Source organism: Paraburkholderia tropica, from assembly GCF_900109265.1.
GTDB lineage: Bacteria > Pseudomonadota > Gammaproteobacteria > Burkholderiales > Burkholderiaceae > Paraburkholderia > Paraburkholderia tropica.
Window position 1 is genome coordinate 189,861 of the sequence record NZ_FNZM01000001.1, and the last position, 12,438, is coordinate 202,298.

The following is a 12,438-nucleotide window of genomic DNA, read 5'->3' on the forward strand; positions in this document are numbered from 1 at the left end:
CGATTTCGTTTTTTCGTTTTACGAGGATGTCCGCCATGCAATTCAATCTGACCGATGACCAGCAAGCGATCGTTGCCGCGATCGAAAAAATCTGCGCGCGTTTCGACGACAGTTACTGGCTCGAACGCGACCGCGAAGGCGGTTTTCCGCACGACTTTCACGGCGCGCTCGCCGACGCGGGCTGGCTCGGCATCGCCATGTCGCCGGAGCACGGCGGCTCGGGACTCGGCATGACCGAAGCCGCGCTGATGATGCGCACGATCAGCGGCTCGGGCGCGGGATTGTCGGGCGCGTCGGCGGTGCATATGAACATCTTCGGGCTCAATCCCGTGCAGGTGTTCGGCAATGACGAACAGAAGCGGCGCTTCCTGCCGCCGCTGATCGAGGGCCGCGACAAGGCCTGTTTCGCCGTGACCGAACCGGACGCCGGTCTCGACACCACGCATCTCAAGACCCAGGCCGTGCGCGACGGCGATCATTACGTGCTGTCCGGCCGCAAGATCTGGATTTCGACGGCGCAGGTCGCCAACAAGATGCTGATCATCGCGCGCACCACGCCGCTCGATCGCGTGGCCAAACCCACCGACGGGCTGAGCCTCTTCTACACCGACCTCGACCGCGCGCGCGTGGAAGTGCGCGAGATCGAGAAAATGGGCCGCAAGGCGGTCGATTCGAACATGCTGTTCATCGACAATCTGCGCGTGCCGGTGGAGGACCGCATCGGCGAGGAAGGCAAGGGCTTTCACTATCTGCTGCACGGGCTCAATCCGGAGCGCATCCTGATTGCGTCGGAGGCGGTCGGACTCGGCCGCGCGGCGCTCGCGCGCGCCACGCAGTATGCGAAGGAGCGCGTGGTGTTCGGCCGGCCGATCGGCCAGAACCAGGCGATCCAGCATCCGCTCGCGCAGGCGTGGATGTCGCTCGAAGCCGCCGATCTGATGGTGATGAAAGCCGCCACGCTCTACGATGCGGGCCAGCCCTGCGGCGCCGAAGCGAACTCGGCCAAGTACCTCGCCGCCGAAGCCGCGTTCCAGGCGTGCCAGACCGCCATCGCCACGCTCGGCGGCATGGGCTACGCGAAGGAGTATCACGTCGAGCGCTATCTGCGTGAGTGTATGATTCCGAGGCTCGCGCCCGTCAGTCCGCAGATGATTCTCTGCTTCATCGCGGAGAAGGTGCTCGGGTTGCCGAAGTCGTACTGAGTTGCGCCTCGCGGTTTGGGGCGCGGCCGCACACGCAGGCGCGCGCCGCCTCGCTTTCATCGCGTATTTATGGACGTCAAACTCGTTGCCCGCACGCTCGACCTGTTCGAGCTTTTCGCCGCCGAACAGCGGCCGCTGCCGCTCGTCGAAATGGCGCGGCTGCTCAACGTGCCGTCGTCGAGTTGTCTCGCGCTCGCGCGCACCCTCGTGAGCCGCGGCTATCTCTACGAGGTGCGCAAGCGCGGCGGCTACTATCCGACGCGGCGTCTGCATCTGCTCGCCAGCGCGATCGACGCCGTCGATCCGGTCGTGGAGATGCTGCATCCGACGCTCGTCGCGTTGCGCGACGCCAGCGGCGAAACCATCGTGCTCGGCAAGATTCACGGCGCGGCGGTCGTGTACCTCGACGTGGTCGAATCGGAAAAGTCCGTGCGCTACGCGTGCCAGCCCGGCGCGCTGCGGCCGCTGCACGCGAACTCCATCGGCAAGGCGATCTTCGGCGAACTCGCGCCCGACGCGCAGGCCGCGCTCGGCGCGAAGCTCGATTTCGAGCGCTATACGGAAGCGACCGCCACCGATCTGCCGACGCTCGTCGAACAGGCCGCCGCCGCGAAAGCGCGCGGCTGGTACGCGAATATCGGCGAAAGCGCGCCCGAGTTGTCTGCCGTGGCCGTGGCCCTCGACTTCGGCGGTGACTGTTACGGACTCTCGATTGGCGGGCCGACCGAGCGCATCCGCCAGCAGCTCGACACGCACGTTGCCACGTTGCTCGATGCCAAGGCGCGCATTCTCGCGCATTGGCGCGAGAGCGAGGCGGGCTAAGGTCGCCGCGCTTTCTCTTTCTCCTCCTTGACGCACGGACTTACCCATTGCCGTCGCGACTGCGCCAGTGTTAGCCTGGCGACACACAATCGCCATCCGGCGCATACTTTGGGGCCTCGCGCCGCGCTGATCGCTTCGATGGTGTGCTCGCCTGGCTGCGTCCCTTGTTGTGCCCATGTTTCGCTCCGCGTTAGCGCCCGATTTCAGGCCCTGATTTCCTACCCGTTTTCACCCCCGTTTTCACGCTGCGGGGCACGAGATTTGCGGCGCGGCGTCGAATGTTCCGACGAAACCTTGCCGCGCGCATCGTAAGCCGGAGGCGGCGCCCGACGCCGGCAGCGACGTTACCTGAACCGGCCAACCGGCACGCTGTCCGACATCCGGCCATCGCCGCCAATCCTTGACGCTCATCGACCGTCACCGACGCCCGACTCCGTATTTGCCTATGCCCAGGATGCTCCTTTCTTCCGTGTTACGAACGCTGCGCCTGCCGCGCTGCGCCGCCCTGCTCGCCGCGTTTGTCTGGATAACGGCGCTCGCGTGGACACCGTGCGCGTCGGCTGCTGCCGCTGCACCGGCCCCGGCCGCGACGCCCGCCAATCCCGCCGCACCGGTCGTGCTCACGCCTGCGCAGGCGCACGCCGCGCTGCAGGTCCTCGACGATCCGGTGCAGCGCAGCCACATCGAAGACACGCTGCGCGCCATCGCCGCCGCCGGCGCGCTGGCCACGCCCGCGTCGAGCGCAACGCCCGCGAGCGCGCCCGCGACTGCATCGGCGGCCACCTCGGCTTCCGCGCCGCTCACCGACGCGCTGCGCTCGAACGGCCTTGTCCTGCAACTCGCCGATCACGCCGCGCACAGCGCGCGCCTCATCGGCGATCGGCTCGTGCACGCGCGCACGGCGCTGTTCGACACCGGCTCCGCGCGCGGCTGGTGGCGCGAGCGCCTGAGCACACCTGAAGGTCACGCGATGCTGCTCGGACTGCTGCGCGTGCTGCTGCTCACGCTCGTGCCCGCGCTGGCGATTGAAGCGCTGCTGCGCCGCGCGCTCGCCAAGCCGCATCGCTCGATCGTGGCCCACGCGGCCGCCACGCTCGACGACGCCAGCGACGCTGCCGCGCCCGCCCAGCCGCCGCAAGCGCAACCTCAGACACCCGAAGCGACCGGCACGGCCACCGCGCTCAAAGCCGCCGCGCAACCCGGCGACGATGACGGCGCCCTGCGCGTCGCCGCCGGCATGGAAGCCGCCGACGCGCCTGCTACGGGCACGGCAGACGCGGCGGACGCGAAAGCCGCAAACGTCACGACCACAGCAAAAGCCACAAAAGCGGCCGACGCCGATCCGAACGCCGGCCCCAACGCGAACCCGGCCGCCAACGCCGCAGCACGCGAGACCGTGAATGCCGCCGCAGCCGACGACGCCGCGCCCGACGAGGACCCGCTCTCGCGCGCACGCGAAGCGCGCCATCGCAGCCGCGGCGCCCATCACTGGCGCCTGCTGCAACGCCTGCCCGCCGCACTGCTCGTGACGCTGCTCGACCTCGTGCCCGTGATGGGCTTCGGCCTGATCGCAGCGGGCGTGCTCTCGCTCTTTGGCGCCGACGACGCCGCACCCGCCGCCGCCGTGGGCGAGCTCGTCGACACGTGGGTGATCTGCCGCGTCGTGATCGCCCTGGGCGCCCTGCTGTTTGCGCCCGACTCGGACGCGCTGCGCCTCACGCGCATGAGCTCGACCTGGGCCGCGTTCACGCAGCGCTGGGTCGTGCGCATCGTCGCGATCGGCGGCGTGGGCGGCGCGCTCGCGGGCGCAGTGCCGCTCGGCATGACCGAGGACGCGCACCTCGCGCTCGTGAAGATCGTCACGCTGGTCGGCCACCTCGCGCTCGCCGTCATGATCCTGCAATGCCGCAAGCCCGTGGCCGCCTGGCTGCGCAACGTGGCCGCGCAGCGCGGCTCGCTGGCCTGGCTCGCGCACTGGTTCGCCGACATCTGGGCCGTGGCCGCGATCTTCGTGGTCATGGCGCTCTGGTTCGTGTGGGCGCTCGACCTGCGCGGCGGCTACCGCGAACTCATGCGCGCGGGCGGCCTCTCGCTCGCCGTGCTGCTGGCTGCGCGCGTGGCCGCCATCGTCGCGCTCGGCGCGCTCGGACGCGTGTTCGATCCGCTCGGCAACCGCGCCGACATGACCATCTCGCAGCGCCGCGCCTACCGCTACTACCCCGCCTTGCGCCGCGTGGTGATCGCCGCGCTATGGATCGTGACGATCGACGTGCTGCTGCACGTATGGGGCCTGCGCCCGGCACGCCTGCTCATGAACGCGCCGATCGGGCACCTGCTCGGCTCCGCGCTGCTCACGATCGCCGTGGCCGTGGCCGTCGCCATCGTGATCTGGGAAGTCGCGAACGGCGCAGCCGAACGCCGCCTCAACGCCTGGACCGACGCCGGCGACTACGTACGCGCCGCACGTCTGCGCACGCTGCTGCCGATGTTCCGCACCACGCTGTTCGTCGCGATCTTCGTGATCGTGGGCCTCACCGCGCTCTCGCAGCTCGGCGTGAACACCGCACCGCTGATCGCGGGCGCGAGCATCTTCGGCGTGGCGCTCGGCTTCGGCTCGCAGAAGCTCGTGCAGGACTTCATCACCGGCATCTTCCTGCTCACCGAAAACGCGATGCAGGTCGGCGACTGGGTGACCGTAGCGGGCGTCTCGGGCACGGTGGAGTTCCTCTCGATCCGTACGGTGCGTCTGCGCGGCGGCGACGGCTCGCTCTACACCGTGCCCTTCAGCTCGGTGACGACCGTGAACAACACGAATCGCGGCATCGGCAACGCCGCGGTCAAGGTGGTGATCGCGCACGGCAACGACCTGCAACGCGCGATCGACACGCTCAAGGATATCGGCGCTTCCATCCGCGCCGACGACGCCTTCAAAAACGGCATACTCAGCGACTTCGCCTACTGGGGCGTGGATCAGGTCGACGGCGCCAGCGTCACGCTCGTGGGCCAGATCCAGTGCAAGGACTCTTCGCGCTGGGGTGTGCAACGCGAATTCAACCGACGCGTGCTCGCGCTTTTCACGGAGCGCGGCATCGAACTGGCAAACCCGCAGCGCAACTTTGTGATCGGGGTGCCGCACGACAGCGATGTGGAAGGCCATGTATTCGGCAACGACGAACGCGACGACGACTCGCGCACGACACCGCGCCGCAAACCGTCGTGATCCCGTAAAAGCTCACCTTCGTGCACGCACACTCGCTGTGCGGCGCGCGAAGCGTGATGGGATTTCACGCAACGGCGGGGCTTTGCGCGTGATCGCATCTTGCGAATCGCGCGCAAAACACGCGCGATTCGCTCTCTCCCGAAGAAGCTCACCTTTGCGCTTCCTGCGTTGTCGATTCGCAGCGCGCGCCGATTGATCGTGGCGTTCGCGCACGACGGGACCGCGCGACGCCTGTCGGCCTCGCGCGCCGGTTCGAGCGACAGACGCCCGGCTGTATCGATGCACGCCTGCGCCGACATCAGGCCGTCTCCCTCTCTGCAAGATCGATCACGAAGGCGGCGAGCGGATAAGCCTCCACGGCATCGGACAGTGCCTCCGCCAACGCCTCATCCAGCTGCGCGACCTCGTCGTGCTCTCGCGCAATCTGAACGGTTACATACACGGTCTCCTCCCCCGGACCGTCGTCGACGAATTCACACGCTGCAAGCGCGCGCACGCGGCGCGTGGCGAGAAAACCATAGAGCGCGTCGTGCAACGCCTCGACCGCCGACAGCGGCACCGCGTGGCGTTCCAGAATCGCCACCGCCTTGCGCCGATACGCCTCGGTTTCGCGATCCGTGGCATTCGAGCGCGGACTGAGTGCCTGCATGAGTTCCAGCGCACGCGCCCAGCGCCCCGCCTGCCACGCCATGTCGATTGCGCCGCGCAGCGCAAGCAGGCTGGACGGCTGCGCCTGCCACGCACGCTCGGCCACTTCCGCGGCTTCGCCGAAACGATTGCAGGCCGCGAGCGCCACCGCACAGTTGATGCCGGCCTGCACCCCGCGTTCGCAGCGCAACGCGTTCGCGTACGCCACTTCGAGCGCCTCGCTGTCCCAGCGCTCGGCGGCGAGCATGCCCAGCGTTTGCCACGCAAGCGCCGGATGCGCTTCCATGCTTTCCTTCGCAATGCGTTCCAGGCGCTTGCGCGTGGCCGCGTCGAGCTCGCCCGCGTCTTCGTCGAGATGCGCGCAGATCTGGTTGAACGCCGCCGTGACCGCTTCCGCGGAGAGTGTCCTTCGATCCATCGACATAATCGTGTTCTCCCTTCCGATGACCGCAAAAAATGCAACCGATTCGATGCTCATTCGATTTCAAATCGAGGCGCATCTCGCGTGCGAGGTGACGTACGTCGTGCACCGCTCGCGTCGAAAAAATACTAGCAGCGGAGAATCGTCACTTCTTTGAGGTTCGTACTGCGAAGTTGTCGATGGCACGAAAAAAAACGCTGCGGTCAACGGCACAATTGAGCCGTCATCCACAGCGTTTTTTTCAGGAGGAGCGCCGCGTGCGCTGCGTCCCTTGCGAACCTTAAGCTTCCACGTCCTCGAGACTGAAAATTTCCGACTGGTCGTTATACGAAAAAATCTCGCCGTAGCGGCCCCAGTCGATCACGGTATCGAGCGTTCCTTCGGCCGCCGTATCCGAGAGGAAATCTTCCAGTTCCTGCTCGAAGCGCACGCGCGGCGCGCGGTGGCCCGGGCGTTCGTTGAGCACCTTCTTGATCCGCGCCGCGAGCGGCACGTTGCGCAGCAAATGATCGGCGAACATCAGCTTGCGCGCCTGCGTGCCCATCTCGGCGAATACGCGCGCGGGCGGCGTGAGCAGCAGGTCGCCGTCGCGCACGTCGGCAAAGCCGAGCAGTTGCATCATTTCCGCAATCGGAAACAGGTCGTCCACTTCCAGATGCAGCGAGCGCGCGATTTCCGGCATGTCCGCGCGGCCGTGGTACGGCGCGGCCGCCAGCGTTTCGATCAGGCCGGCCATCAGGTTGGTCGAGACGTCGGGCAGGCGGCTGCCCACTTCGAGACGGCGCGTGGTCGTTTCGGCGGCGTCGCGCGCGGTCATCTTCGCGTAGATCTCGTCCACGAGCTTGCGGAACGCAGGGTCCAGACGATTGCGCGGGTGCTTGAACGGCACCTTGATGTCGGCCACCAGGCGCCCCGGGTTCGACGAGAGCACGAGAATGCGGTCGCACATGAACACCGCTTCCTCAATGTTGTGCGTGACGATCAGCATCGACTTGATCGGCATGCGGCCCTGCGTCCAGAGGTCGAGCAGGTCGGTACGCAGCGTTTCGGCCGTGAGCACGTCGAGCGCGGAAAACGGCTCGTCCATCAGCAGCAGCGCCGGGTCGACCACGAGCGCGCGCGCGAAACCCACGCGCTGGCGCATGCCGCCCGAAAGTTCGCGCGGGTAGGCGTTTTCAAAGCCGTCGAGACCGATCAGGTCGATCGCGGCCAGCGCGCGTTCGCGGCGCTCGCGCGCGGGCACGCCCTGCGCTTCGAGGCCCGCTTCCACGTTCTGCAGCACCGTGAGCCACGGAAACAGCGCGAAGGTCTGGAACACCATCGAGACGCCTTTCGCCGGGCCGTCGAGCGGCTTGCCGAGCCAGTTCACCTCGCCCGCGCTCGGTTCGATGAGGCCCGAGATGATGCGCAGGAGCGTCGATTTACCCGAGCCGGAGCGGCCGAGCAGCCCAACGATTTCACCTTCGCGCAGCGAGAGGTTGACGTCGTCGAGCACGAGGCGCTCGTCGTCCTTTTTCGCGAAACCGCGTGACATGTGCTTGACCGACAGCACTTCGTCGCCGAGCGTGGGCCGTGCGGGCAGCAGGTCGGATGAGACGATTTTCGGATTCAGCATGATGTATTACTCCATCTCAATCGAGCCGCAGCCTGGACTCGGCGTGGGTGTACAGCGGACGCCAGAGCACGCGGTTGAACAGCGTCACGAACAGGGACATCATCGCGATGCCCAGAATGATCTTCGGGAAATCACCGGCGGCAGTCGTTTGCGCGATGTACGCGCCAAGGCCGTGCGCCTCGAGCTTCGTATCGCCCCACTGCACGTATTCGGCGACGATGCTCGCGTTCCACGCGCCGCCCGAGGCCGTGATCGCGCCCGTGATGTAGTAGGGAAAAATGCCCGGCAGGATCGCCTGACGCCACCACTGCCAGCCGCGAATGCGGAAGTTTTTGGCCGCTTCCTTGTAGTCGTTCGGATAGGCGCTTGCGCCCGCAATCACGTTGAACAGGATGTACCACTGCGTGCCGAGCACGATCAGCGGCGACAGCCAGATGTCCGCGTTCAGATGGAAGCGCACGATCACAATCACGAACACCGGGAACAGCAGGTTCGCCGGGAATGCTGCGAGGAACTGTGCGAGCGGCTGGACCTTTTCGGCAAGCGCCGGACGCAGGCCGATCAGCACGCCGAGCGGCACCCAGATCACCGAGGCAATCGCGATCAGCACGATCACGCGCAGCAGCGTGATGAGGCCGAGCACGAACACGTGACCCACTTCGTCGAGCGAGACGCCTGTGCGCACGTAGGCCACCACGCGCCAGACCACGAACAGCGTGAGCGCGATCACGAACACGGCCCAGATCGCGTCGCCGAAACGCGAGCGCTTGCTGAGCGTGAGGTTCACGGCAGGCATCGCCTTCGGCAATTGCACGCGGAACGGAATACGTGCGAACGTCGCGAGCAGGAAGCCCATCGGCACCAGCAGGCGGTGAATCAGATGCGTGCGGCGGATCAGGTCGAGCAGCCAGGATTCGGGTGCGTCGCCGGAACTCGTGTTTTCCATGCGGAACTTGTCGGCCCATGCCACGAGCGGACGGAACAGCAACTGGTCGTAGGCGAGAATCACGACCGTCATCGTCAGGATCACCCAGCCGATGGCGTGCAGATTCTTTTCGGAAATCGCCTGCGCCAGATACGCGCCGATACCCGGCAGCGTGATTGTGTTATTGCCCACCGTGATTGCTTCGGAGGCCACCACGAAGAACCAGCCGCCCGACATCGACATCATCATGTTCCAGATGAGGCCCGGCATCGAGAACGGCACTTCCAGTTTCCAGAAGCGCTGCCAGCCAGTCAGGTGGAAGCCCTTCGAGACTTCGTCGAGATCGCGCGGCACCGTGCGCAGCGACTGATAGAAGCTGAAGGTCATGTTCCACGCCTGGCTCGTGAAGATCGCGAAGATGGCCGCGAGTTCAGCGCCCAACACGCGCGAGGGAAACAGCGCGAGGAAGAATGTGACCGTGAACGAAATGTAGCCCAGCACCGGCACCGACTGCAGGATGTCGAGGATCGGCACCAGCACGAGACTCGCGCGACGGCTCTTGGCCGCGAGCGTGCCGTACACCAGCGTGAAGATCAGCGAGGCGACCATCGCCGCCAGCATGCGCAGCGTCGTGCGCATCGCGTACTCCGGCAGGTTCGACGGATCGAGCGAAATCGGCTGCGCCTTGAGCGTGGCGATAGGCGCCATCGTTTCGTGGAAGCCCACGGCCGCCATGGCGATCAGGCAGATGATGAGCGGGAACGCTACAAAGTCCCAGCGGTTGGGCAGCACGCGCCACGCCGAAGCGTTGGCCGTACGGTTCAGGTTGAATCTGAACTCCATTAGCGGCCTCCCAGGGCGATGGCATGCGCGACGCCGCCTGCACGCGCGGCGCGGCGGGTCGTTCGCATGGAGCGGTTGATCTGATTCATGTCTTGTTGCACCGGCGATCTGGATGATGCGCGGCTCGCGCGTCGAGCGCGCCGCCATTCGGGCGGCGACGCGTTCGGGCGGGGGCCGTTCTTTCTTGTCTTACTGCGTTCAGCCCCGGTCAACCTCGCCCCGACGCGCGGAACACGCGGGCGCGCAAATCGCGCCAGCGCGCGGCAAGGCGCGACGGCGGGCACGGCGGCGTGTCGCTCGTGCGCTCGCGGGCGCCGAGGTGGTCGGGATGAAGGGTGTGCTGCGTTTGCGGCAGGTACGGCAGAAGAAGGCCGAAGTTCATGCTGGATCTCCTCACGTCGCTCAGGGAGCGAACGCGGTTGCGAGGAAAGCCAGCAGACCCGGCTGCGCGCGGCGTACGCGCGTCAGCGGCTCACGTCTGCGCGCTTTCCTCAGGGAACGAAAAAAGGAAGCGGCATAACGGATAACTGTCACTGTCGGACATCGGAACTCCTTATCGTCACGGCGGCGCGCTGGAAACCGGTCCCAGGCGGCGCATGTGGCGATCCGTGCGTCGCGCGAATTCCGCAAGGCGGATGATCGGCGTGACGAACGGACCGTGCCGCGAGCGAACAGGGCTCACGGCGCGATATCGGCCTGGCGCGCTGCGCATACGACGCTGCGGCGCCTGGTCGACGCTAAAAAGAGTGCACGAGAATGTACTGCTGGACGCGCACCATCTGCCTGGCTGGCAAGACGGCGGCTGAGAGAAAAGGGAGCGCGGACGTCCTGCCGGTCAGGCAGCGAAACTGTTCGAAGATCGACTACTGCTACTGTCCAAGGCGTCAGCCCCTTTTGTTAAGACGGGCGAATTTTAGTCACGCACGCTGTCGGAAGTCAACACGATTCGCGCCGCGCGTCAAATCCCGTGCCAATGCCGCCACAGCGCCGCCGGACGGCGCATTGGGCGCGATCGGGCTGAATGCTTCACTGCGCACCGTGAACCCGTTGCGTGGCACGGTCGGCCGGGGGCCGAATCATCGCGTCGCGTCTGCGTCATCACTGCGCGCTGTGGCTGCTTTGCTTACATTTTGCTTCGTGCTGTCTGGTACATCTGCCGGGCCGGGCCGGGCCGGTCCGCTTCGTACGCCGCCTGGACGTGCGAGCGTCGACTTCCGCGTTGTCACCCGCAATCGACATGCCCACCGGACACGTCACGCGCACGTTACGCACGCTTGCGTGCCTGCGCGGCTTCGCCCGCGCGCATGCGCTCGAGCCGCTCGCTCGCGTCGGTCAGCACCCACATCGGCGCACTTTGCAGTTGCACGTCGTAGACATTGATGACCGGGCGCACGGCTTCGAACTGCGCATCGTCGAGACGCCACTCGCCTTGCGCGCCGCCGCGCGAGAAGCACGCGATGATCGCTTCGTCGGCGGGACGGACCTGCTCGGGCGTCAGATCGCCGTAACCGGCATCCGCGATCGATTGCGCCAGCACATGCGCGTGCAGGAGCGCCTGGGCGTCATGCTGTGAGCCGCCCGCGCGCAACGCGGCCAGCGCCAGATGCACCTGGAGCGCCAGTTCATCCGCGCTTGCACGCGGCATCGGCAGCAACTCGGCTTTGGCCTTGTGGCGCCGTGCGCGCGTGGCCTGGATGTGTTGCGCCGGAAAGGGGATCGTCTTGGCCATGGCACAGGAAAGAATCAGTTCAGGTGCAATAACGGCACGTGGCGGCCAAGGTTGAGCGCCGTTTTGCGACGAGGATGTAACTAAAGGTGTCCGCGAGGTCGTGAACGGGCGCGAATGCGCGTCGATTTGCGGATATTCGCGGCGATACGCGGATGCGGGCGGAAACTGCGGAATCGGCGGAATCCGGCGAGCGGCGGATGGTTGCGCGCGTTCGCCGACGCGTCAGCGCTCGTCGTCGCTGGCGCGGCGCGCGGCCATGAAGGCCTCGACGTGGCGGATTGCCGCTTCGCACTGATCGAGTGTCAGATGATGGATCGACGGATTGGGCAGGTCGAAGCCCAGTTCATCGGCGAGCCAGCGCAGCGCGCGGCCGCGCGCCTCGAAAATATTGACCTTGTCGCGCCGCACCTTGGCCGCGACGAGCGGTTCGAGCGCGTCGTGCAGGCGGCTCTTGGCGTCGCGCAGCGCGCCGTTGGCGAGGCGGCCGAGCGGCACGTTGCGCGTGCTGCGCGCGGGTACGCCGATCCACGCTTCGCAGGCGGCACAGACCCAGAGCGTGCCGTGATCGTCTCGGTACGGGTAGGCTTCGTCGCCGAAACGCGCGAGTACTGCCTTCGCGCCGCAGTAGTCGCAGAGCGGTTGCGGCAGCGCCTTGACCGGACGGCCTACGCGCATGGCGTGCTCCGGGAAGCGGACATTGGCGATGGCTGACGGGATGACTGGGACATGCGGGTGACGGGTGTGACCTGGGTGTGGCTGGACAGAACTGGACGCGGCGACGCGAACGCGACGCTTCGGCGAAAGGATACCGGGAATTGACGCGTTTGCCTGGTATCGGCGAGCAGAATAGGGGCGAAAAGGGACCGAAAGGCGTCGAAACTGGCTTCAAAGAGGCAGCAACGAGGCCAGATCGACGTGAAATGAGACAGGATGACGCGCCAGGCCGGCGGCGGCGCGCGGGCTTTTCTTCAGCACTTCAGCGCAAGACCGAGCGGCGACGTACGCCGCAGTTA

The 12,438-nt window shown here is 66.4% G+C and carries 9 protein-coding genes; 3 read left to right on the plus strand and 6 right to left on the minus strand.

Features of this window, described 5'->3' with window-relative positions; genetic code table 11:
• The first annotated feature begins 35 nt into the window (after positions 1-35).
• From BMY06_RS00805 to BMY06_RS00815, 3 genes are all read left to right on the plus strand, one after another.
• Positions 36-1,202: an acyl-CoA dehydrogenase family protein gene (locus BMY06_RS00805; RefSeq protein WP_074981100.1), complete on the plus strand. Its 1,167-nt coding sequence runs from the start codon at positions 36-38 to the stop codon at positions 1,200-1,202.
• Between the two features lie 69 nt (positions 1,203-1,271).
• Positions 1,272-2,024 (plus strand): IclR family transcriptional regulator, encoded by a 753-nt coding sequence (locus BMY06_RS00810; protein WP_074981102.1) that lies wholly within the window; start codon positions 1,272-1,274, stop codon positions 2,022-2,024.
• 469 nt (positions 2,025-2,493) lie between these two features.
• Positions 2,494-5,244, plus strand: a complete 2,751-nt coding sequence (locus BMY06_RS00815) for a mechanosensitive ion channel family protein (protein ID WP_074981103.1) — start codon at positions 2,494-2,496, stop codon at positions 5,242-5,244.
• 298 nt (positions 5,245-5,542) lie between these two features.
• On the opposite strand, the gene BMY06_RS00820 is transcribed toward BMY06_RS00815, so the two are convergent.
• The 6 genes from BMY06_RS00820 to BMY06_RS00840 all read right to left on the minus strand — a co-directional run bounded on the left by BMY06_RS00820 (position 5,543) and on the right by BMY06_RS00840 (position 12,100).
• Entirely contained in the window at positions 5,543-6,310 is a 768-nt protein-coding gene (locus tag BMY06_RS00820) for a hypothetical protein (RefSeq protein WP_124260649.1), read from the minus strand.
• Positions 6,311-6,593: 283 nt separating this feature from the next.
• The gene (locus BMY06_RS00825) at positions 6,594-7,928 is read right to left on the minus strand and encodes an ABC transporter ATP-binding protein (RefSeq protein ID WP_065064415.1); all 1,335 of its coding nucleotides are present in this window, start codon (positions 7,926-7,928) and stop codon (positions 6,594-6,596) included.
• Positions 7,929-7,944: 16 nt separating this feature from the next.
• The gene (locus tag BMY06_RS00830; RefSeq protein WP_065064417.1) at positions 7,945-9,696 is read right to left on the minus strand and encodes an ABC transporter permease; all 1,752 of its coding nucleotides are present in this window, start codon (positions 9,694-9,696) and stop codon (positions 7,945-7,947) included.
• 208 nt (positions 9,697-9,904) lie between these two features.
• Positions 9,905-10,078 (minus strand): hypothetical protein, encoded by a 174-nt coding sequence (locus BMY06_RS39435; protein WP_161495606.1) that lies wholly within the window; start codon positions 10,076-10,078, stop codon positions 9,905-9,907.
• Between the two features lie 882 nt (positions 10,079-10,960).
• On the minus strand, positions 10,961-11,425 hold the full coding sequence (locus tag BMY06_RS00835) for a hypothetical protein (RefSeq protein ID WP_065064419.1): 465 nt from the start codon (positions 11,423-11,425) through the stop codon (positions 10,961-10,963).
• Positions 11,426-11,647: 222 nt separating this feature from the next.
• Positions 11,648-12,100, minus strand: coding sequence for a zinc-finger-containing protein (locus tag BMY06_RS00840; RefSeq protein WP_074981106.1), 453 nt, complete (start codon positions 12,098-12,100; stop codon positions 11,648-11,650).
• Between the last annotated feature and the right edge of the window lie 338 nt (positions 12,101-12,438).

Coding starts and splice junctions, on each gene's coding strand:
- BMY06_RS00805 (WP_074981100.1), top strand. CDS start 36: ATGCAATTCAATCTGACCGATGACCAGCAAGCGATCGTTGCCGCGATC.
- BMY06_RS00810 (WP_074981102.1), top strand. CDS start 1,272: ATGGACGTCAAACTCGTTGCCCGCACGCTCGACCTGTTCGAGCTTTTC.
- BMY06_RS00820 (WP_124260649.1), bottom strand. CDS start 6,310: ATGGATCGAAGGACACTCTCCGCGGAAGCGGTCACGGCGGCGTTCAAC.
- BMY06_RS00825 (WP_065064415.1), bottom strand. CDS start 7,928: ATGCTGAATCCGAAAATCGTCTCATCCGACCTGCTGCCCGCACGGCCC.
- BMY06_RS00830 (WP_065064417.1), bottom strand. CDS start 9,696: ATGGAGTTCAGATTCAACCTGAACCGTACGGCCAACGCTTCGGCGTGG.
- BMY06_RS39435 (WP_161495606.1), bottom strand. CDS start 10,078: ATGAACTTCGGCCTTCTTCTGCCGTACCTGCCGCAAACGCAGCACACC.
- BMY06_RS00835 (WP_065064419.1), bottom strand. CDS start 11,425: ATGGCCAAGACGATCCCCTTTCCGGCGCAACACATCCAGGCCACGCGC.
- BMY06_RS00840 (WP_074981106.1), bottom strand. CDS start 12,100: ATGCGCGTAGGCCGTCCGGTCAAGGCGCTGCCGCAACCGCTCTGCGAC.